Source organism: Thermobifida alba, from assembly GCF_023208015.1.
Taxonomy (GTDB): domain Bacteria; phylum Actinomycetota; class Actinomycetes; order Streptosporangiales; family Streptosporangiaceae; genus Thermobifida; species Thermobifida alba.
This window is the reverse complement of record NZ_CP051627.1, coordinates 941350-960742: the sequence shown is the minus strand read 5'-3', so window position 1 is coordinate 960742 and position 19393 is coordinate 941350. Positions and strand designations below refer to the sequence as shown.

At 72.9% G+C, this 19393-nt stretch carries 20 protein-coding genes; 14 read left to right on the top strand and 6 right to left on the bottom strand.

Translation table 11 applies throughout. The features are described 5' to 3' along the window. Positions 1-7: 7 nt before the first annotated feature. Positions 8-946: an SPFH domain-containing protein gene (locus FOF52_RS04430; RefSeq protein ID WP_248592556.1), complete on the bottom strand. Its 939-nt coding sequence runs from the start codon at positions 944-946 to the stop codon at positions 8-10. Between the two features lie 88 nt (positions 947-1034). Between FOF52_RS04430 and FOF52_RS04425 the strand changes: the two genes are divergently transcribed. The 6 genes from FOF52_RS04425 to FOF52_RS04400 all read left to right on the top strand — a co-directional run bounded on the left by FOF52_RS04425 (position 1035) and on the right by FOF52_RS04400 (position 6914). Next, complete coding sequence (locus FOF52_RS04425) at positions 1035-1964, top strand: ABC transporter ATP-binding protein (RefSeq protein ID WP_248592555.1); 930 nt, start codon at positions 1035-1037, stop codon at positions 1962-1964. Further along, positions 1961-2791: an ABC transporter permease subunit gene (locus FOF52_RS04420; protein WP_248592554.1), complete on the top strand. Its 831-nt coding sequence runs from the start codon at positions 1961-1963 to the stop codon at positions 2789-2791. Before FOF52_RS04425 ends, FOF52_RS04420 begins: the two co-directional genes overlap by 4 nt. A 388-nt stretch (positions 2792-3179) precedes the next feature. Next, on the top strand, positions 3180-5522 hold the full coding sequence (locus FOF52_RS04415) for a sensor histidine kinase (protein WP_248592553.1): 2343 nt from the start codon (positions 3180-3182) through the stop codon (positions 5520-5522). Then, positions 5519-5965: a roadblock/LC7 domain-containing protein gene (locus FOF52_RS04410; protein WP_248592552.1), complete on the top strand. Its 447-nt coding sequence runs from the start codon at positions 5519-5521 to the stop codon at positions 5963-5965. Before FOF52_RS04415 ends, FOF52_RS04410 begins: the two co-directional genes overlap by 4 nt. A gap of 5 nt (positions 5966-5970) precedes the next feature. Next, positions 5971-6327, top strand: a complete 357-nt coding sequence (locus FOF52_RS04405; protein ID WP_248592551.1) for a DUF742 domain-containing protein — start codon at positions 5971-5973, stop codon at positions 6325-6327. A 14-nt stretch (positions 6328-6341) separates the two neighbouring features. Next, positions 6342-6914, top strand: coding sequence for a GTP-binding protein (locus FOF52_RS04400; protein ID WP_248592550.1), 573 nt, complete (start codon positions 6342-6344; stop codon positions 6912-6914). A gap of 111 nt (positions 6915-7025) precedes the next feature. Here FOF52_RS04400 and FOF52_RS04395 read toward each other — a convergent pair whose 3' ends face one another. Beyond that, positions 7026-7421 carry an STAS domain-containing protein gene (locus FOF52_RS04395; RefSeq protein WP_248592549.1) on the bottom strand — a complete coding sequence of 132 codons (396 nt, stop codon included), beginning with the start codon at positions 7419-7421 and terminating at the stop codon, positions 7026-7028. A gap of 405 nt (positions 7422-7826) precedes the next feature. Here FOF52_RS04395 and FOF52_RS04390 point away from each other — a divergent pair, with 405 nt between their 5' ends. Both FOF52_RS04390 and FOF52_RS04385 read left to right on the top strand, forming a co-directional pair. Next, positions 7827-8285 carry a hypothetical protein gene (locus FOF52_RS04390; protein ID WP_248592548.1) on the top strand — a complete coding sequence of 153 codons (459 nt, stop codon included), beginning with the start codon at positions 7827-7829 and terminating at the stop codon, positions 8283-8285. Further along, complete coding sequence (locus FOF52_RS04385) at positions 8282-8458, top strand: hypothetical protein (RefSeq protein WP_248592547.1); 177 nt, start codon at positions 8282-8284, stop codon at positions 8456-8458. The genes FOF52_RS04390 and FOF52_RS04385 overlap by 4 nt, the downstream gene beginning before the upstream one ends. 54 nt (positions 8459-8512) lie before the next feature. Here the strand turns inward: FOF52_RS04385 and FOF52_RS04380 are convergent, their stop codons facing one another. Then, complete coding sequence (locus tag FOF52_RS04380; protein ID WP_425265530.1) at positions 8513-9664, bottom strand: magnesium and cobalt transport protein CorA; 1152 nt, start codon at positions 9662-9664, stop codon at positions 8513-8515. A gap of 374 nt (positions 9665-10038) precedes the next feature. On the opposite strand from FOF52_RS04380, the gene FOF52_RS04375 reads away from it, so the two are divergent. Both FOF52_RS04375 and FOF52_RS04370 read left to right on the top strand, forming a co-directional pair. Continuing rightward, positions 10039-10278, top strand: coding sequence for a hypothetical protein (locus FOF52_RS04375; protein ID WP_248592546.1), 240 nt, complete (start codon positions 10039-10041; stop codon positions 10276-10278). Positions 10279-10402: 124 nt separating this feature from the next. Further along, positions 10403-11056 carry an alpha-ketoglutarate-dependent dioxygenase AlkB family protein gene (locus FOF52_RS04370; RefSeq protein ID WP_248592545.1) on the top strand — a complete coding sequence of 218 codons (654 nt, stop codon included), beginning with the start codon at positions 10403-10405 and terminating at the stop codon, positions 11054-11056. Between the two features lie 94 nt (positions 11057-11150). On the opposite strand, the gene FOF52_RS04365 is transcribed toward FOF52_RS04370, so the two are convergent. Together FOF52_RS04365 and FOF52_RS04360 are read right to left on the bottom strand one after the other, a co-directional pair. Continuing rightward, positions 11151-12950: a hypothetical protein gene (locus FOF52_RS04365; RefSeq protein ID WP_248592544.1), complete on the bottom strand. Its 1800-nt coding sequence runs from the start codon at positions 12948-12950 to the stop codon at positions 11151-11153. A 196-nt stretch (positions 12951-13146) separates the two neighbouring features. Continuing rightward, positions 13147-14136: an EamA family transporter gene (locus FOF52_RS04360; RefSeq protein WP_425265529.1), complete on the bottom strand. Its 990-nt coding sequence runs from the start codon at positions 14134-14136 to the stop codon at positions 13147-13149. Between the two features lie 381 nt (positions 14137-14517). On the opposite strand from FOF52_RS04360, the gene FOF52_RS04355 reads away from it, so the two are divergent. Beyond that, complete coding sequence (locus FOF52_RS04355) at positions 14518-14883, top strand: hypothetical protein (protein ID WP_248592542.1); 366 nt, start codon at positions 14518-14520, stop codon at positions 14881-14883. Between the two features lie 69 nt (positions 14884-14952). Next, complete coding sequence (locus FOF52_RS04350) at positions 14953-15900, top strand: LysR substrate-binding domain-containing protein (protein ID WP_248592541.1); 948 nt, start codon at positions 14953-14955, stop codon at positions 15898-15900. Here the strand turns inward: FOF52_RS04350 and FOF52_RS04345 are convergent, their stop codons facing one another. Beyond that, positions 15901-16827 (bottom strand): LysR family transcriptional regulator, encoded by a 927-nt coding sequence (locus tag FOF52_RS04345; protein WP_248592540.1) that lies wholly within the window; start codon positions 16825-16827, stop codon positions 15901-15903. Between the two features lie 324 nt (positions 16828-17151). Between FOF52_RS04345 and FOF52_RS04340 the strand changes: the two genes are divergently transcribed. Continuing rightward, entirely contained in the window at positions 17152-17706 is a 555-nt protein-coding gene (locus FOF52_RS04340; RefSeq protein ID WP_248592539.1) for a GNAT family N-acetyltransferase, read from the top strand. Between the two features lie 161 nt (positions 17707-17867). After that, a complete protein-coding gene (locus tag FOF52_RS04335; RefSeq protein WP_248592538.1) occupies positions 17868-19082 on the top strand; it encodes a hypothetical protein in 1215 nt (404 codons plus the stop codon). Positions 19083-19393: the final 311 nt, after the last annotated feature.

Here is a 19393-nt window from a genome sequence, read left to right as displayed (position 1 = left end):
ACCAACCTTATGAGTAGAGCGTTCCCGTGTTGATGACCGGCTGGGTGGCGCGGTCGGCGCACAGCACGACCAGCAGGTTGCTCACCATCGCGGCCTTGCGTTCCTCGTCCAGTTCCACCACGTCCTGCTCGGCCAGGCGGCTGAGCGCCAGGTCCACCATGCCCACCGCGCCTTCGACGATACGCTGGCGCGCGGCGATGATCGCGCCCGCCTGCTGGCGCTGCAGCATGGCCTGGGCGATCTCGGGGGCGTAGGCCAGGTGGGTCAGCCGCGACTCGATGATGCGCACGCCCGCGGACTCCACGCGTTCGGCGATCTCGGTGGAGAGCTTCTCGGTGATCTCGTCGGCGTTGTCGCGCAGGGACAGCCGGTCGGTGTCGTCGTGGTTGTCGTAGGGGTAGTTGTTGGCGATGTGCCGGACGGCCGCCTCGGTCTGGGTGCTGACGAACTGGACGAAGTCGTCGACCTCGAAGACGGCGCGGGCGGTGTCCTGGACCTGCCAGACCACGACGGCGGCGATCTCGATGGGGCTGCCGCCCGCGTCGTTGACCTTCATGACGGCGGTCTCGTGGTTGCGGATGCGGGTGGAGACGGGCTTGCGGGTGCTGAGCGGGTTGACCCAGCGCAGTCCGTCGGTGCGGACGGTGCCGATGTAGCGGCCGAAGAACTGCAGGACCCGCGCCTCGTTGGGGGCGACGATCGTCAGTCCGCAGGCGAGGAAGAGCCCGACCAGCAGGACCAGTGATCCCGTGGCGAGCAGCGCCACCGCCGCGGCGTCCATGGTGCCGGTGACGCCCGTGTAGACCCCCCAGCCACCCATGGCGGCCCCGGCCAGCAGCAGCGCCAGCACGAGGAGGAGCATCGGCAGTCCCGCCAGGCCGTCGGTGGTGTGCTCCCGTACCTGGGGCTCGGGCATCTCCACCGAGGAGAGGGCTTCTCGGTTCATCTCTGTTTCCTTTCGCTGTCAACCTGATGACTTGAGACTAGCATTGTGATATCACTTTTTCTAGCCCCGGAGAGAAGGGACGACCGCGATGATCCGAGTACGCGGACTCACCAAGCGCTACGGCGCCACCACCGCCGTGGACCGCCTCGACTTCGACGTCCACCCCGGCGTGGTCACCGGCTTCCTCGGCCCCAACGGCGCCGGGAAGAGCACGACCATGCGGATGATCCTCGGCCTGGACACCCCCACCGCCGGAACGGCCACGGTCAACGGCCGCCGCTACCGCGACCTGCCCGCACCGACCCGCGAGGTTGGCGCGCTCCTCGACCCCGGTGCGGCCCACCCGGGCCGCACCGCCCGCGCCCACCTGCTGTGGCTGGCCCGCGGCGCCGGCCTGCCCCGCCGCCGCGTCGAGGAGGTCCTCGACCTGGTCGGACTGGCCTCCGCCGCCCACCGCCGCGTCGGCGGCTTCTCCCTCGGCATGCGCCAGCGCCTGGGCATCGCCGCCGCACTGCTGGGCGACCCGGGGGTGCTGCTGTTCGACGAGCCCGTCAACGGCCTGGACCCCGAGGGCATCCGGTGGATCCGCGGCCTGCTGCGGGACCTGGCCGCCGAGGGCCGCACCGTGCTGGTCTCCAGCCACCTGATGAGCGAGATGCAGGCCACCGCCGACCACGTGCTCGTCATCGGCCGCGGACGGCTGATCGCCGACGTGGGCGTGGCCGAACTGACCGCGCGCGGCTCCGGTGACGTGCGGGTCGCCGCGGCCGATCCCGCCGTCCTCGCCGCGGCGCTCGCCGCGGAGGGCGCCGCGGTCCGCACCGCCGACGACGGTGCGCTGCTGGTGGGCGGGCTGGACGCGGCGCGCGTCGGAGAGGTCGCCCTGCGCCGCCGCATCGCGCTGCGGGAGCTCACCCCCCGGCGCGCCAGCCTGGAGGAGGCCTTCATGGAGCTGACCGCCGCGAGCGTGCAGCACCGCTCCGGCACCACCCCCGTCCCCGAAGGGAGCCCGGCATGACCACGACCACCACCGCGCGCACCACCACCCCGCGCGTCGTCTCCCCCGGCCTGGGAGCGGCGGTCCTGACGGAGTGGACCAAGCTCTTCTCGCTGCGCTCCACCTACGTGTGCGTGGCCCTGGCGCCGCTCATCGGCGTCGGCCTGAGCGCGCTGGTCTCCCTGGGCGCCGGCGCGGCCGGTCCCGAGGCCCTGCCTCCCGGGGCCGACCCGGCCGACCAGGCCGCGATACTGGCCTACCTCGGGCCGGTCTTCGGGGTGATCGCGCTCGTCGTGCTCGCCGCCCAGGTCTCGGCCGGGGAGTACCCGGACCGGATCAGGCTCACCCTCACCCTCCACCCGCGCCGCTGGCGGGTGCTGGCGGCCAAGACCGCGGTGCTGTCCGCCGTCAGCCTGGCCGTGGGACTGGTGACCGCCTTCGCCGCCTTCCTGGCCGCCCAGGCGGTCCTGGACTCCTTCGGCATGCCCACGGTCGGCCTGGGCGACGCCGACCGCCTGCGCACCACGCTGCTGCTGGGCGCGACCTTCCCCGTCTTCCCACTGCTGACGCTGGGCCTGGGGTTCCTGCTGCGCGGCACCGCGGGGGCGATCACCGCCTCCCTCTCGCTGATGCTGCTGCCCCCCATGTTCGGCGGCCTGCTGCCCCCGTCCGTCCAGGAGCACGTGCTGCGCTACCTGCCGGCCAGCGCCTGGGACAACGTCACGGGGGTCAACCAGCCGCAGGCGCCGGTCCACATGGACCCCTGGGCGGCGTTCGCGGTGGTCGTCTGCTGGCTGGCGCTCAGCCTGGGCGCGGCCCTGTGGGTGCTGCACCGCAGGGACCCCTGACCCCCCGGCGGCGGCCACGGGCACGCGCCGCCGCCGGGGCCGCCGCTCCGGCGACCGCGACCACGCCGCCCCCGTACGGCGTGGTCGCGGTCGCCGCTGCTTCCCGGAACGGCGCGGCAACAGGCACGGCTTGGTGACGATTTGGCGGTAAGTCTGGCGAGAAGATGGCGGGCAGTTGTATTTTGCGCGACAATACGCCAAACCATCGGAGATTTTAGTGACACAGATCACCCAACGTAGTGCCCTGCGTCTCAAAATGGGCTTGCTTTATTCCGCCAATAACGGTTAGCTCTGAACTCTCAGACGGACCTTCCGTTTCGGGCACACGGGCCGCATCCCGTCTGTCCTCCGCACAGCCATCCCCCCCATCCGCACTCAGAGCGAGTCCATGACCAAAGAGCAGCGCCGTCCCCTCCGCTGGCTGCGCCTCCTGTCCGCAGAACAGCGCGGCACCATCCGTTCGCGTCTCCTCGCGCTGGCCCTCATCCCGAGCAGTGCCCTGCTGATCCTCTGGGTCGGCACCCTCGTCACGCCGGTGAGCAGCCTGCTCTCCCTGCACCGGAGCACCGCGTTCATCGAGGAGGCGGGCATCCCCTCCCTGGAGGTCATCTCCGCACTGCAGGCGGAACGCCAGTCCACGATGGAGTACCTCGCCCACGCGGGGACCTCGGCCGGCGGCCGCTCCCTCACCCCGGAACTGCGGGAGGACCGCGCGGCCACCGACGCGGCCGTCTCCGACTTCCGCGCCGGGATCGAGGAGGCCGGCCTGAACAGCTTCCCGGAGCAGACCCGCGACCGCATCGAGCGCTTCCTCAGCACCCTGGAGGTGCTCCCGATGCACCGCGACGTCCTCGACACCTCCACGCCCGCCCGGGAGGGCGCCGTCTCCACCTACAACGAGGCGATCGAGGCCGGCCTGCAACTGTGGGACCTCCAGGAGAAGCTGGTCGACAGCGAGCGGACCCACCGGATGCGCAGCCTCACCTCCCTCATCCGGGCCGAGGAGCTGCTCTCCCAGGAGGACGGGATGCTGGCCTACTCCAGCATCTCCGGCGTCTTCACCACCGCCGACCACATCGACTTCGCGACCGCGGTCGGCGCCCAGCGCTACCTGTACTCCCAGATCGCCCCCGAACTCACCGGACCCGTCCGGGCCGACTACGACGAGGTCATCGGAAGCGCCCAGTTCCGCACCGTGCAGTCGCTGGAGAACGAGGCCATCCGCTCCGGGGCCGCCTCCGACGAGCCCCCCATCGACATCGAGCTGTGGCAGTCCGCCCGGGAGACGCTGGACCAGTCCTTCAGGGAGCTGACGGACAAGCGCATCGCCGCCCTCGCCGAGGAGAGCCGCTCCGAGGCCCTGCAGCTCACCGCCCTCCTCGCCCTGTTCAGCGTCGCGACCCTGGCCGTGGTCGTGGCCTCCGTGCTGTTCAGCTCCCGGGCCGTCGCCTGGCTCAACCGGCGGCTCGGCACGCTGCGCGAGGCCACCCTGGACTACGCCAACCGCCGCCTGCCCGAGATCACCGCCCGGCTGCGCGCCGGGGAGAAGGTGGACGTCGACACCGACGCCCCGCTGATCCCCGTCGACGTCAACGACGAGATCGGCCAGGTCACCGAGGCGTTCAACACCGCGCAGCGCGCGGCCGTGACCTCGGCGACCCAGGAGGCGAAGCTGCGCGAGGGCGTGCGCAACATCTTCCGCAACATCGCGCGGCGCGCCCAGACCCTGGTGCACCGCCAGCTCAGCCTGCTGGACTCCCTGGAGCAGTCCGAGACCGACCCGAAGGTGCTGGAGTCGCTGTTCCGGATCGACCACCTGAGCACCCAGATGCGGCGCAACGCCGAGAACCTGATGCTGCTCACCGACGACCGGCCGTCCCGCAAGCCCGGCGAGCCGCTCTCCCTGGCCCAGGCGGCACGTGCCGCCTCCAGCGAGATCGAGGACTACTCCCGGGTCAAACTGCTGCCGATGCCCGCGGTGCAGCTCAAGGGCTCCGTCGCCTCCGACAGCGTGCGGCTGCTGGCGGAACTGCTGGAGAACGCCGCCTCCTTCTCCCCGCCCAACACCACGGTGACGGTGCGCGGCGAGGCCCTGCCCCACGGCAGCTACGCCCTGGAGGTCGAGGACCGGGGCCTGGGCATGCTCCCCGAGGGCTACGCCGAGGCCAACGAGCTGCTCGGCGGCTCCTCCCGCCGTTTCAACCTCGCCGACATGCGCGAGGACTCCCAACTGGGTCTGATCGTGGTCGCCACCATCGCCCAGCGGCACAACCTGAAGGTGACCCTGCGCCCCTCCCCCTACAACGGGACCCAGGCGATCATCGTGTTCCCGCCCGAGACGATCGACACCACCCCCGTCACCCCGCCCGCGGTCCCCCTCGAACCCGCGCGCCCCGCCCCCGCAGAACTGGAGGCACCTCCCGTGACGGCCCCCTCCGCCCCCGCCGAGTCCGCGCCGGCGGCCCCGGCCACCAGCGCCACCGGTGCCACCGCGCTGCCCGCCGCCCCGCGCTCCGCGGAGTCCGACACCTACAAGGGCCTGCCGCGCCGCAGGCGCTCCCAGCGACGCCCCCAACCGACACCACCGGCACCCGCACCGTCCATCTCCCGCCCGGTCAGCACCGACCGGTCACTGGAGGAGATCCGGCAGATGATGAGCGCCTTCCAACGGGGCACCCGGACCGGACGCGCCGAAGGCAACACCGATCACCCCACCACGGAGACACGATGACTGAGCAGACGACCACCCACCGTTCCACCTCCTCCGAACTGGACTGGCTGCTGACCGACCTGGTCTCCCGGACCGAGGGAGCCCGCGAGGCCGTACTGCTGTCCGCGGACGGACTGCTGCTGTCGGCCTCCAGCGGCATGGACCAGGAGCGCGCCGAACGGATCAGCGCCATCGCCTCGGGCTTCTCCAGCCTGGCTCGGGGCGCCGGCAAGCAGCTGGGCGCGGCCGAGGTCCGCCAGACCGTGGTGGAGATGGACAACGTCTTCCTGTTCGTGCTGTCCGCCGGGCACGGCGCCTGCCTGGCGCTGGTCGCCGCCTCCTCCTGCGACGTCGGACTGGTCGCCTACGAGATCAACCGGCTGGTGCGCCAGGTCGGCCCGCACCTGTCCACCCTGCCCCGACACCGCCGGCCTGTGCAGGGGCGAGTGGCCGAGGGGCTCTGAGCGCCATGTCCGGCTCCCCCGACGACGGCGGTCGGCTGATCCGGCCGTACTCGCTGACGCGGGGACGCACCCGTCCCTCGCGTTCCGACTTCGCGATGACCTCCCAGGTGGTGGCGGTGCCGACCGTGGCGCCGCCCACCGATCTGGAACCCGAGCACCACTCGATCCTGGACGCGTGTGCGGCCCCGGCCTCGGTGGCCGAGCTGGCCTCGCGCACCGGACTGCCGCTGGGCGTCCTGCGTATCCTGCTGTCCGACCTGCTCGACGGAGGACACGTCATGGTGCACGAGTCGCAGTGGCAGCGTAGGCGACCGGATGTCCACACCCTGAGAACGGTCCTCGACCGCATCCGTGCGCTGTGAAAGGAGACCTCTGCATGTCCGAGAGGGTCGGGCCCGTTCCCGACGCGTTGAAGATCCTGGTGGCCGGCGGGTTCGGTGCCGGGAAGACGACTCTGGTGTCCGCGCTCAGCGAGGTGGAGTCGCTGCACACCGAGGAGGTGATGACCGCCGAGAGCGTCGGTGTGGACGACCTCGACGGGGTGGAGTCCAAGACGACCACCACCGTCGCGTTGGACTTCGGCCGCATCACCCTGGACGAGCAGACCGTCATCTACATGTTCGGAACCCCGGGCCAGCAGCGTTTCTCCTTCATGTGGGAGGAGTTGGCCGAGGGGGCGCTGGGCGCGATCGTCCTGGCCGACACCCGCCGCCTGGAGGACTGCTTCGAGACGATCGACTTCTTCGAGCAGCGCGGCGTGCCCTTCGTCGTCGCGGTGAACTGCTTCGACGGGGTGCGCACCCACATGCCCGCCGACGTGCGGATCGCCCTGGACGTGGACCCCGACGTCCCGGTGCTGCTGTGCGACGCCCGGGAGCGCGAGTCGGTCAAGCGGGTGATGATCGAACTGGTCTCCCACGTCCTGGAACTGGAACTGTCGGGGGCCTGAGCAGGGGAGCGGACCGGCTGCCGCGGCGGTCCGCACACCGTCGCGGGGCACCGCGCCGCGAGGGGGTGGGCCGCCCACCGCCACGGCGCGGCCGCGCCCGACCGGCGCCGGTCACTCGCAGCCGCGGACCCCCGTGAAGGGCCCCTCCTCGTAGCGCTGGTGGGCGGTGTGGACCAGGGCGGCCTCGACGATCGGGTAGACCTCGAAGTCGCGCTCCAGGTGGAGTGCGGCCAGCACCCGCTCGACCGCGGCCGAGGGCTCGGCCAGCACCATGTGCCGCCCCTCCCAGGTCAGGACACGGAAGCACTCGTACAGCGCCCGCACACCGCTGAGGTCCATGAACTCCACCCTGGACAGGTCGACGACCAGACAGTGGCACTCGGGCCGGTCGGTGGCGTGCAGCAGCGCCGCGCACAACTGGGTGGCGTTGGCGATGTCGATCTCGCCGCGCACGGCGAAAACGACCGCCTCACCACACGGAAAAGACTCCTGCCTCTGTCCGGACACGCCGCCACACCCTCCCTCTCGACAACGCCTGCCGTCCCCCCCGTGACCCACGATCGTATCCGTCCGGGGGGCGCCGTACCGGGAGAAACGCAAAACCGAAGGGATATACGGCGTTTTTGCACTGATTGGTGCATTTTCGTAGCGGCGCTGACCGCTGTGACTGTCCCCACCCTCCGCTGGTTTCTGCTTCGGCCCCGCACCCCGAAGCGACCACCTCGGGAGGAGCACCGTGTCCCCCGCGCCCGACCCCCTGGCGCTCTTCCCGGAGCTGCGGGAGTTCGGCCGCCCCGCGCTGCTGCTGCATCCGCGGCTGAGCGACCGCCCGCTCACCCCGCACGACAGTTCGTTCGCCGCCCCCCGCTGTGGCCCGCCGAACCCCGGCCCACCCGCGCCCAGGAGCACCTCGTGGGGACGCCCGGTTCTCCGGGCTTCGCGGAGGTGGTCTTCGACGAACCGGTCGCCCTGCAGCCGGTCCTGCAGATGTTCGCCCGCGACCTGCCCGAGGGAGCCGCCGTGCTGCAGGTGCTGTGGTGTCCCAACGAGCCCGAGGAGACCCCCGAGTCGTTCGGGGGCCTCTTCGGCCCCTCCGTCGCCGTCCGCCGGTGGCGCGACGCCGACCTCACCGACCCGCGGGACGACCGCCCCACCGCGCACCCGAGGAACCCGGACCACGACCTCTCCGGCCGCCCCGGCGGCGCCCCGGCCCCCGAGAGCACCGTCGACCACCCCTCGGTCTTCGCCCTGCCGGACTCCCCTGCCGAGCGGATCCGCGCCTGGCAGGAGGAGACCGGCACCACCGCCTCCACCGACGGCCTGTCCTCACTGCAAGGGCTGAACCCCGGCGGCCATCCGGCCTGGGGGTGAGCTCCCCCTTCCCCATGCCCGGCACCGAGTGCGGGGCCGAACTGGAGCACCTGCTGCAGACCGGCACCACCAGCCTCGGCGAGACGCCCGTCTTCCTGGGCCGGGGCTACGCGCTGAGCGTCTACCGCTGCCCGGCCTCCCTGGCCCACCCGCACCGCATCGACATCCGGTGACGCCCGTGTCCCGGTGCGGCGCGCACCGTCGCCGCACCGGGACACGGGCGGGCCTCACAGCCAGCCGCGGCGCTTGAAGATCGCGTACAGCGCCACGCTCACCGCCGCCATCAGCCCGACCGCCATCACGTAGCCGTACTTCCAGTGCAGCTCCGGCATGAAGTCGAAGTTCATCCCGTAGATGCCGCCGACCACGGTGGGGGCGAACAGGATGGCCGCCCACGAGGAGATCTTCTTGACCTCCTCGCTCTGCGCGTAACTGGCCTCGGTGAGGTGCTTCATCTCCTCGTTCTGGGCCTGGCTGACCAGGGTGGCGTTGACCGCGAGGATGGAGTTGAGCAGCTGGCGGAAGCCGTCCACCCGTTCGGCCACGGTGGTCGCGTGGTCGGCGACGTCACGCAGGTGGCGCTGCAGCTCCTCGCCCGTGCCGTACTTGTCGAACCCGGCCTCCAGGTCGGCGAGGATCCCCAGCAGCGGACTGGCGGCCCGCTGGAACTCGATGACCTCGCGCAGCAGTTCGTAGATGCGCCGCGACACCCGGGGGTCGCGGTTGAACACCTGGGTCTCGATCTCGTCGATGTCGTTCTGCAGCCCGGCGACGACCGGCGCGTAGCCGTCCACCACCGCGTCGAGCACCGCGTACAGCACCGCCTCGGGGCCCAGCCGCAGCAGGTCGGGGTCGTCCTCCAGGCGGCGGCGCACCGCCGACAGGTCGGGGGCCTGGCCGTGCCGCACGGTCAGCACGAAGTCGGTGCCGACGAACAGGTGGATCTCGCCGAAGCACACCTCCTCCGCCTCGTCCAGGTAGCGGGCGGCGCGCAGCACCACGAACAGGGTGTCGCCGTAGCGTTCCAGTTTGGGCCGCTGGTGGGCGACGATGGCGTCCTCCACGGCCAGTTCGTGCAGGCCGAACTGGTCGGCGGCGGCGAGCAGCTGGGCCTCGGAGGGCTGGTGCAGCCCGATCCACGCCATCGCGCCATCGCGCCGCGGCACCAGGGCGCGCAGCCGGGACAGGTCGGGACTGCCGGGCTGGCGGCGGCCGTCGACGTAGATCGCGGCGTCGACGACGCTGTCCTCCACGGGAGGGGCGCTCTCCTCCGCGCGGGGGTCCATGGAGTACTCGGGTGCGTCGGTGTGGTCCTTGCCGCCCGAGACGGCGGCGGGGCGCAGGCTGGGCAGCCACACCCGCATGCGGCGTTGCGACATGGGGACTCCCGGGGCGAGTTCGACGGTTCTGCGGCAACCGGTCGCGGGGCGCGCGCACGGCGGACGCCGGGGCACACTCCGCGGGGGAAGGGGCTGGGGCTGGGGTGCCGTGCCCTCGGGACGCTCTACCCGCCAGGGGGAGCACACACGGGAGGACGCTCCCGTGGACCGTGATCACCAGCGCGGAGCGCTGGCCGGGCACCGCACTAGTTGGTACTAGGAGGTTGGCTCATGGTCGGCCTCACCTCCACAGTCCACGGCCCGACGGCCTCGAATCTCGCTACGCCCCAACCTTAGTACGACCGGTGCGCTGTTTGGACCCGCGCGGATCCGGTAGCGGAACGGCACTCCCGAGACGTGAGAGGACCCCCCTCATGGGCATGGCCGTAAGTCTGCTGTTCATCGCCGTGGGAGCGGTGTTGGTGTTCGCCCTGCGACTCGACGGCGTCGGAGTGCTCAACATCACCATGATCGGCTGGATCCTCATGGGCACCGGTCTGGTCGCTCTGGGGCTGCGGTTCGTGTCCTGGCGTCCCCGCCGCCCCACACCCCGGGTGCCGCCGGGGGAGGAGGAGCGCGGCCCGGGTTTCCGGGACGCCGGTCCCCCGCCGTGACGGCGTGCCCCGCGGCGCGGGTGCCGGGAGGCATCCCGCTGCCCGCGGCCTCTCCCCGCCGAGGTGCCCGGCGCCGCACCCGGGCGGCCGCACTGTCCGACCCGCGGGGAAGAATCACCCTGCTATGACTGATCCGCTTTTTTCCCCCGCCCCCGTCGAGATCGCTCCGGGGGCGGTGCACGTGCCCGGCTGGCTGGACCACGCCGAACAACGCAGACTGGTGGACCTGTGCCGCGCGTGGGTGCGCGGCCCCGGCGGGATGACGCGCCACCGGACGCGCGGCGGGACGATGAGCGTCGCGATGACCTCGCTGGGCTGGTACTGGCGTCCCTACCGCTACTCCGCGACCCTGCCCGACGGCACTCCCGTGCCGCCCCTCCCGCCGATCCTGGGAGAACTGGCGCTGCGCGCCCTCAAGGACGCCTACGGCGCCCTTCCCGATCCCGCTCCCGACTACGACGTGGCGCTGGTGAACTTCTACGGCGCCGGCGCGACCATGGGCATGCACCAGGACCGCGACGAGCGCGACGACGCACCGGTGGTGTCGCTGAGCCTGGGCGACACGTGCGTGTTCCGCTTCGGCAACACCGCCACCCGCACGCGTCCCTACACCGACGTGGAGCTGCGCGGCGGCGACCTGTTCGTGTTCGGCGGGCCGTCGCGGCTGGCCTACCACGGGGTGCCGCGCACCCGGCCGGGCACGGCCGACCCGGCCTCGGGGATGCGGTCGGGCCGGCTCAACATCACGGTGCGCGCCTCGGGCCTGCGCCGCGACTGAGCCGGCGCGTCCCCCGCACCGCCCCGCCGGCCGGGGGCCGACCGGCCTCCGGCCTCCGTTCCCGGCCCGCGGGCGGGCCTGCCCGCGGGCCCGCTCAGCGTCGCAGCAGGTCGCGGAGGTTGATGTAGAGCAGGCTGACCACGGCCAGCGCCATCGGCACCAGGACGGTGATCCGCCAGTTGACCAGGAACGCCGCGATGACCGCGCTCACCAGTCCCACCGCCACGACGACGAGCGCCAGGCCCACCAGGAAGGACAGGAACCGGCGGCGGGCCAGCGCGTCGAAGGCGGCGAACAGCACCACCACGCCCAGCGCCGCCAGCAGCGCCAGGCTGCCGCGCAGCAGCACCATGACCGTGCCCAGGGCGATGAGCAGCAGCGGCGTGCTCAGCGTCGCCCACACGTGCAGGAACCGGGTGGTGCGCTGCTTGCCGGAGGCGTACGGCAGGTGCGGGGAGCGCAGGTGCGCCTGCGGCGGCAGCTCCAGCGCCTCACCGCTGTCCAGGGCGGCGCGGTGCATGTCGCGCTCGTCCGCCAGGTGGGTGCGTTCGCGGTAGCGGGCGGCCAGGGCGCGTTCGGCCTCGGCGATGCGCTGGCGGTACTCCTTGGCGCGCGACTCGGCGTTGGCGTGGCGGCTCAGCACGATCTCGGCGGCGGCCAGGCGGCGCAGCGCCGCCCGCTCCTCCTCGATCGCGGCGTCGGCCTCGGCGATGCGGGCGTCCAGGTCCTCCAGGTGGGCCAGCAGGTCCGCGCGCGCGGCCTCGGGCGTGGGCGGGACCTTGTGCAGCCCCACCCACCACAGCGGGTCGGACCAGGAGCGGCGGACGGTGCCGTCGCGTTCGTAGCGGGGGCCGCTGGGGGCGCGTTCGCCGTCGAACCAGTCGCGGGTGTTGCGGCCCCACAGGCCGCGGTAGCCCCGGATCCAGGGGGTGGTGTCGTCGATGACGACCGGGGTCCACACGCGCTGCCCGCCGGGGCCCACGCGCACGCCGTCGCCGCGCGCGTAGTCGACGAAGGGCACCCCGATGCCGCGGAGCCGGTGCGAGGAGGGCAGGAAGCGGGCGGTGAAGCGGCGCCAGGCCCGCAGCGCCCCGCGCAGGAAGGAGGGGTCGACCTGGATGAGGTAGTCGCCGGGCAGCATCTGGTGGGAGTGCGATCCGGCGCCCACGTAGATGATCGGGTGGTCGCCGTCGCGGTGCAGTTCCGGGTCGTCCCAGCGGCGGCGCAGGTCGTCGCCGAGGTACTCGTGGGAGGAGGCGCCCACCCACGCCGGCCGGTACTCTCCGTCGGCGTCCTGGACCAGGTAGACGGTGACCTTCTCCCAGTCGGCCTCGTGGTCGTTGACGCCGCCGTAGACCGACCGCCAGTCGTTCATGGCGTAGAAGAACCAGTACTGCAGGGCGACGTAGCCGCCCTCGCGGACGACGCGCCCGTAGTAGGTGGCGGTGTCGCCGGTGTCGATGCGGTCGTGGTAGCGGGTGGCCGCGGCCGCGGCCACCCCGCCGGGAACCGCTCCGCGGATCAGCAGGGACAGCTTCATCAGCACGTCCACGATCCGGCCCAGGACGCCGACCGCGGCCAGCCGGCCGCTCTTGGGGATGATGGGGCGTTCCCGGCGGCGGAAGCGGCGTGCCTCGGCCCGTAGCGACGATTCCTGCACGAACCGCAGGTGCTGGCGGTACCCCGGCCACTCGGTGTCGGCCCGGGCGAGCCTGTCGATGGTGAGCTCGCCCGCCGGGACGACCTCCCGCTCCCCGCCTCCGGGCAGGTCCAGCCACAGGCTGCAGCAGCGCAGGTAGGCCTCGACGTCGGTGGGGAAGAACAACTCCCCCTTGGTGAACATCAGCACCGGCTCAAAAGCGCGCAGGAGTTCCAGGTCAGTTTTAGCGCTCATGATTGCGCCTGACATTAACGGATGCTCCGGACGGTTGGGCACGGGTCCGGCCTTCCCCCTCTTCCCGGTGTCGCGGGCCCGCCCCCGGTTCGCCGCCCGTTCCCCGCCGCGGCCGTGCGGACCTGCGTCGGTGCGGAGGCGGACCGGTCCGGGGAGCGCACCGCCCCGTACCGCGCGCCGGTTCGTGTAACGATGATCACACCGGGGCCGGGGCGGCGGCGTCCCGCCGTTCGTCGTCACCCCGGCGGGGATCGGTGTCCTCCGGTCCGCCGCTTCCCGATCCGGCCTCCCGCGTCCCGTCCGCGGGGCGGGCGCCGTCGCCGCGGGTGGCGCCCAGGCCCGCGGCCACGACCAGCGCCATGCCCGCCAGCTGTACCGCGACGGGCACCTGGCCGATCAGGAGCAGCCCCATGAGCAGGCCGATCGCCGGGTCCACGGAAGCGAGGACGCCGAACGCGCCGCGGCTCATCCGCTGCAGGGCCGCCATCTCCAGCAGCAGCGGCAGCAGCGGGTAGACCACGGCGAGCGCGAGGGTGGCCGCCAGGAGGCGCCCGTCGGCCGCCGCGGCGGCGCGCGGCAGCCCCAGGGGGAGGGTGACCAGGGCGGAGACGGTCATCGCGAGGGTCAGTCCGGGCAGGACTCCCAGACGGGAGCCGACGCTCTGGGAGAAGACGATGTACAGCGCCACGCAGGCGCCCCCGAGCAGGCCGAAGGCCACGCCGAGCAGGTCGGCCTCCCCCTGCCAGGGCCGGGTGAGCAGCAGCACCCCGGCGAGGGCGAGGAGGATCCACAGCGCTTCCCGGCGGCGGCGCAGGGCCAGCACGGCCACGGTGAGGGGGCCGAGGAACTCCACGGCGGCGGCGGTGCCCAGCGGGATGCGGTCGGTGGCCAGCGAGAACATCACCGTCATCCCGGCGCTGACCACGCCCAGGACCGCGGTGGCGGCGATGTCGGCCCAGGTCGCGGTGCGCACGGCGCGCAGCAGCGGCCGGCCGCCCACCGCGGCCAGGAGCAGCGCCGCCCAGCTCAGGCGCAGCCAGGTGACGCCGAGGGGGCCCGCGGTGTCGAACAGGTGCACCGCGCCCGCGCTGCCCGTGTGCAGCAGGACCATCCCGGCGACCAGGAGCAGCGGAGCGGGCACCCGTCGCCGGGCACGACGAAGCGACAGAGGAAGAGAGCGGATCATCCCACCACTGTGTCCCCCGTTGTCTGTTGCCGTCCAGGCACCGTTGGTTGATGAAATGTTTCCTTCTGGTGGAAGGTTGGCGGCCCTGAGGGCAGGGTCACGGGATTTGTCAGGTTTAGTCACGCCCGGGAGCGGTATGAACCTGAGTCGGCGGACATCAATTTTGGTGAGCAGCCACCGGGAGGAGGTTCCGCGCACCGCGTGGAGCGACCGAGTCACACCCCCCGATGTCCGCCCGACGGCCGGTCCGCCCGGTACGACCACCGCGGACCGCAGACCTCTCGGCCCTGGGCGGACCACTGCCCCGGGCGCGGCGCGTACGGCCCACCCGGCCGCGCGACCGCGGGACCGCTGCCCCGCCACGACGATGAGAGGAGAACTGTGCTGACCCAGGTTGAGGCACCGGCGACGCGAACGCTGAACCCCTTCCGCCGGACGCGCGCGATCGCCGAGCACACCCTGCGCGAGGCCAAGGACGACATCACTCATCTGCAACTGCTCTCCCTGTTCCACGCGCTCGCCGCGTGCGAAACCGCGCTCGCCAACGCCCCCGGGACCCTGGCGGAGCGGCTGGACGGGCTCCGCTCGGCAGCGGCCGACCTGGTGGGCGGGGCATGGCTGAGCGCCAACGCCGACCACCCCGACGTCCGGGCGTTCGACCGCTTCGACGGTACGGCCCTGCTGAGCCGGCTGGACGAGGTCCTCGCCAACCTGCTGCGGGCGCGCTTCTTCCGTCTCGCGGCCTGAGCCGTTGAGGCGGCGGGCGCCGGTCGGGAACGGTCCCGACCGGCGCCCGCCGTCTTCTACGGTTGGAGGGTGGACCTGACACGGCTGAGACTGCTGGTGGAACTGCGGAGGCTGGGCACGATGACGGCGGTCTCCGAGGTCACCGGCATGGGCACCTCGGCGGTCTCCAAGCACCTGGCCGTGCTGGAGCAGGAGGCGGGGGTGCGGCTGCTCGCCCCGGACGGGCGCCGGGTCCGGCTGACCCCTGCGGGGCGGCGGCTGGCCGAGCACGCGGTGGACATCCTGGGCCGGGTGGAGGCGGCCCGGGCCGAGATGGCGGGCGAGGGGCCGCCGGTGGGCCGGATCGACCTGGTGACGTTCGTCAGCATGACCGTCCCCGTGGTGCTGCCCGCGATGGAGCGGCTACGCGAGGAGCATCCGGGCATCGAGGTGCGCCTGATCGAGCACGAACCCGACCAGGCCATGGACCTGCTGCTGGGCGGCGAGGCCGACCTGGGGCTGATCTACGAGTACAGCCTGGTGCCCCGCCGGATCCCCGAGGGGATCACGCTGCACCCCGTGGGCTGCGAACCGCTGTTCCTCGCGCAGTCCTCGGCGACCGCTCCGAGCCGCGCGCCCATGACCCGCGAACGGCTGCGCGCACTGGCGGACGCCTCCTGGATCGCCAACTCGCGCGGCAGCGACGAGGACGAACTGGTGCGCCGCATGTGCGCGGCCGCCGGGTTCCGGCCGCTCATCCGGCACCGCATCGACACGCTGGAGGCGGTCAGCGCGGTCGTGGCCGCCGGGTGGGGGGTGGGGCTGCTGCCCAAGCTGGCCGCCGCCCCGCGCCGCCGCGGGGTGGTGCACACCCCCCTGGGCGAGCTGGCCGGGGTGCGCCGGATCTACCTGGCCTCCCGGACCGGGGCGTGGGCGTGGCGTCCGCTGCGCGCGGTGGCCCGCCGGATCCGGCTCGCCGCACGCGACGTGCTGGACCCCGTCGCGGAGGCCGCGCCCGAGGAGGGGGTCGAGCGGTGATCAGGCGCTGAGGATGAACCGGCCGGAGGGGACGGTGATCCTGCTGGCGGCCTGCCGCATCGCGGTGAGCAGCGGTTCGGGGTCGGCTCCGCTGCGGGTGACGGCCAGGACGTGGCGCCGGGGGCCGTTGCGGACCGAGCGCACCACCATATAGGGGGTGCCCGCCCCGTGCCAGGCCAGACGGGGCACCATCGCCACGCCCAGACCCGCGGTGACCAGGGAGAACGCCGCACCGAAATCGGTGACGACATGGGTGTTGCGGGGGTGGAACCCGGCCTGGTGGCAGGCGGCGGCCACCGTGTCGAACCAGGCGGTGCCGGGCCCGGACATGATCCAGTCGGCGTCGCTGAGGTCGGCGGCCAGGTCCAGTTCCGGCCTGGTCGCCAGCGGGTGCTCGTAGGGCAGGACCACGTCCAGCGGTTCGACCATGACCGGGTGGAACTGGAAGCCCGGGGTGCCGCTGGCGGGCAGGTGCGGTGAGGACATGGTGACGGCGATGTCGATCGCGCCGCTGCACAGCAGTTCCGTGCTGTGCTCGGGTTCGGCCTGCACGACGGAGAAGCGCCAGCCCGGGTGGGTGCGGCGCAGTCCGGCCACGGCGGGGGCGACCAGGTTGGAGATGCCGGTGGCGAAGGAGCCGACCCGCACTACCCCGAGGGACCCCTCCGCGTACCTGGCCAGGTCGGCCTGGGCCCGTTCCAGTTCGGTGAAGACCACCTCGGCGCGTTCCAGCAGCACCCGGCCCGCCCCGGTGAGGGCGAACCGGCGTCCGACCCGCTCGACCAGGGGGACCTCGGTCTCCTTGGCCAGGGCCGTGAGTTGCTGGGAGACCGCCGACGGGGTCACTCCCAGCGCTTCTGCGGTGGCCGCCACGGTGTGGTGCTCGGCGAGCGCGCGCAGCACCTGCAACCGCCGGACATCAATCATGGGTTCATCCTATGAAACGTCTCACCCTGCTCTTCGCCCCCCGCCCCGCACCGGCCCGGACGTGATCCCTCACACTTTGCCACAACTTTCGGTGTCCCCCCGGCCACCGGGGGCAGCCGGAGGGCAGCCCACAGACGGGGAACACCTGTTAAAAAAGACAAAACTTTCGCTCTAGTCACGAGAGGCGCCCTTTTCCCTTCCCCTCTGACGCAGCACTCCCCAAACTGGCAAGTAGGCTCATAAGCAACGCTCAGACCGGCATCGAATAGGGACGATCGCCACTGCGCGCATCACATCACCACATCGGGGACAGGTGAGAAAAAGATGCAAACTTCGTTGGAGACCAAACCCCACACCGGGGTTTCGGGCGTGCTGCGCTTCCGCTACATCGGTCCCTTCGAGGTAGCAGAACTGGCCGAGCTGTGGGGGGCCCTGCACCGGCAGCACACGACGATCGCGTCTCACCTGGAAGACCTCCTCGGCTCGGTGAGCGTGGAGGAGTCGTGGCGCCGCCGCAGTCGGCGCTACGTGGAGTGGCTGTCCGAGCCCGACACGATCGCCGTCATCGCGGAGAGCGACGGGGTCGACGTCGGCTACGCGATGGTGACCGTCCGTGACGAGTACCACGGCTCCTGGGACCGGGGCGACCGGGTCGCGGTCGTCCAGACGCTGTCGGTGCACCCCGACCACTCCCTGGACGTCGTGGGCGGCGGCCTGCTCGACGAGGTCCGCCGGCAGCTCGCCGAGATCGGCGTGCGCGACCTGGAGCTGCCCGCCGTGTCCGGCAACTCCGCGGCCATCCGCTTCTACGAGAGCCAGGGCTTCCGCCCGTTCGTGACCACCATGGTCTCGCGGATCGGCGCGGGCCCGCACGACTGACCGACGGCTCTCTCCTCCCGGGGCCGTGCCGAAGGCCGAGGACGTCCGCTCCTCGGCCTTCGGCGTGCCGCGGACCTCCGCGCGTACCGACCGCCCGCGCGGCCACGCCGCCGGCGCCGATCGCCCCACCGGTCCCGTGCGGAGCCGTTAGGCTCGTCGGCGTGGCCGAAACCGACTCCACCCTGTGCAACTTCCCCGGGTGCACCCGTCCCGTCGTCCGCCCCTCCTCCCCGGGACGCCCACCGCAGTACTGCGACCTTCCCGAGCACACCCGGTGGCGCGCCTGGCGGGAACGCCAGCGCCTGCAGCAGGAGGCGCAGGCCGCACAGGAGCAGGCCGCACCCCGGCGACCGGCCGACGGGAGCACCCCGTCCCCGCCCCCAGCCTCCCTCGCCGAGGCCGCCCCGATCACCACCGCGCGGCTGCGCGCCGAGGACCTGCTGACCCGTTTCGCGGTCCAGGCCGAGCAGCTCACCGCGACCCTGCAGGAGGCCACCGCGGCCTTCACCACCATGACCGATCCGGCCGCCGCCGAGGCCCAGGTGGAAGCGGCCCGGATCGCCGCGGCACGCCAGGTCGCCGACGCCGAGGCGGCCCGGCTGGCCGCCGACGAGGAGCGGCGATCCGCCGAACGGGCGCGCCGGGCGGCCGAGTCCGAGGCCGCGCGGGCCGGGGAGGCCGCCGAGGCGGCGGTCGCCGCGGCGGGCGCGGCCGAGCGCATGGCCGATGCGGCGCTGGTCGAACGGGACGAGGCCCTGGCCGAACGGGAGAAAGCCCTGGCCCAGGCCCGCGAACGCGCCGAGGAGCGCGACGCGGCCGCCGCCGAGGCGGCGGCCGCCATCGCCGAACGGGACGCGGCGCGGGCCGAGGCCCGTGAGCAGGTGGCGCGGGCCCGTGCCGAGGCCGAAGCCCTGGTGGCGCGGGAACGCGACCGGGCCGGTCAGCGCGTCGCCGAGGTCGAACGGCGGGCCGCCGCCGAGCGGGCTGACCTCGCCGAGCAACTGGACCGGCTCCGGGAACGCCTGGCCGAGGCCGCCGCCGCCCGCGACGCGGCCGAGGCGCGCGCCGAGCGGTCCCTCGCCGAGCGCGACCGGCTCGCCGCGGAACTGGACCGGGTCCGGGAGGCCGCCCGCGCCGACCTGAAGGCCGAACGCGACGCCTTCACCGCCTCGCTGGCCGAGGCCCGGCAGGCCGCCGCCGAACGCCTGGCCGCGCTGGAGGAGGCACGCGCCCAGACCCTGCGCCGCGCCGAACGCGCCGAGGCCCAGCTCGACGACGCCCTGGCCGAACTCCGCCGCCTGCGCGCGGCCGCCGCGGAACCGGACCGCCCCGCCGGGGCCCACCACCGCGGCGAGGACCCGCCGGACCGGTCCTGAGCCCCGAGCCCGTCCGCTTCCGCGGCGGGCCCGGGGCTCCTCCGGGCCTGCCGCAGGCGCCGGGACGTTTCGCCGGGGTCCGATCCGGGCCCGGACGGCGGTGAGCGGTGGTGTGCTGTGGCACGGCCCGCGGCCACCGGGCGTCCGCCGGGGTCTCCAGGCCCCGCAGGCGCCGACGGTCGGGCCGCCGCCCCGCGGCCCGTGCCGCGTTCCGTTCCCGCCGCGGGCGTCCCGCCTTCGCGGCACTCCCACCACCGAAAGGCGACAAGGCCGACAAATTACCAAAAATTGCAGGCTCTAGCATGGGCCTC

Excerpts from the sequence above, each read along its gene's own strand:
- FOF52_RS04430 (WP_248592556.1), bottom strand. The coding sequence starts at position 946 with ATGAACCGAGAAGCCCTCTCCTCGGTGGAGATGCCCGAGCCCCAGGTA.
- FOF52_RS04425 (WP_248592555.1), top strand. The coding sequence starts at position 1,035 with ATGATCCGAGTACGCGGACTCACCAAGCGCTACGGCGCCACCACCGCC.
- FOF52_RS04420 (WP_248592554.1), top strand. The coding sequence starts at position 1,961 with ATGACCACGACCACCACCGCGCGCACCACCACCCCGCGCGTCGTCTCC.
- FOF52_RS04415 (WP_248592553.1), top strand. The coding sequence starts at position 3,180 with ATGACCAAAGAGCAGCGCCGTCCCCTCCGCTGGCTGCGCCTCCTGTCC.
- FOF52_RS04410 (WP_248592552.1), top strand. The coding sequence starts at position 5,519 with ATGACTGAGCAGACGACCACCCACCGTTCCACCTCCTCCGAACTGGAC.
- FOF52_RS04405 (WP_248592551.1), top strand. The coding sequence starts at position 5,971 with ATGTCCGGCTCCCCCGACGACGGCGGTCGGCTGATCCGGCCGTACTCG.
- FOF52_RS04400 (WP_248592550.1), top strand. The coding sequence starts at position 6,342 with ATGTCCGAGAGGGTCGGGCCCGTTCCCGACGCGTTGAAGATCCTGGTG.
- FOF52_RS04380 (WP_425265530.1), bottom strand. The coding sequence starts at position 9,664 with ATGTCGCAACGCCGCATGCGGGTGTGGCTGCCCAGCCTGCGCCCCGCC.
- FOF52_RS04375 (WP_248592546.1), top strand. The coding sequence starts at position 10,039 with ATGGGCATGGCCGTAAGTCTGCTGTTCATCGCCGTGGGAGCGGTGTTG.
- FOF52_RS04370 (WP_248592545.1), top strand. The coding sequence starts at position 10,403 with ATGACTGATCCGCTTTTTTCCCCCGCCCCCGTCGAGATCGCTCCGGGG.
- FOF52_RS04365 (WP_248592544.1), bottom strand. The coding sequence starts at position 12,950 with ATGAGCGCTAAAACTGACCTGGAACTCCTGCGCGCTTTTGAGCCGGTG.
- FOF52_RS04360 (WP_425265529.1), bottom strand. The coding sequence starts at position 14,136 with ATGATCCGCTCTCTTCCTCTGTCGCTTCGTCGTGCCCGGCGACGGGTG.
- FOF52_RS04345 (WP_248592540.1), bottom strand. The coding sequence starts at position 16,827 with ATGATTGATGTCCGGCGGTTGCAGGTGCTGCGCGCGCTCGCCGAGCAC.
- FOF52_RS04340 (WP_248592539.1), top strand. The coding sequence starts at position 17,152 with ATGCAAACTTCGTTGGAGACCAAACCCCACACCGGGGTTTCGGGCGTG.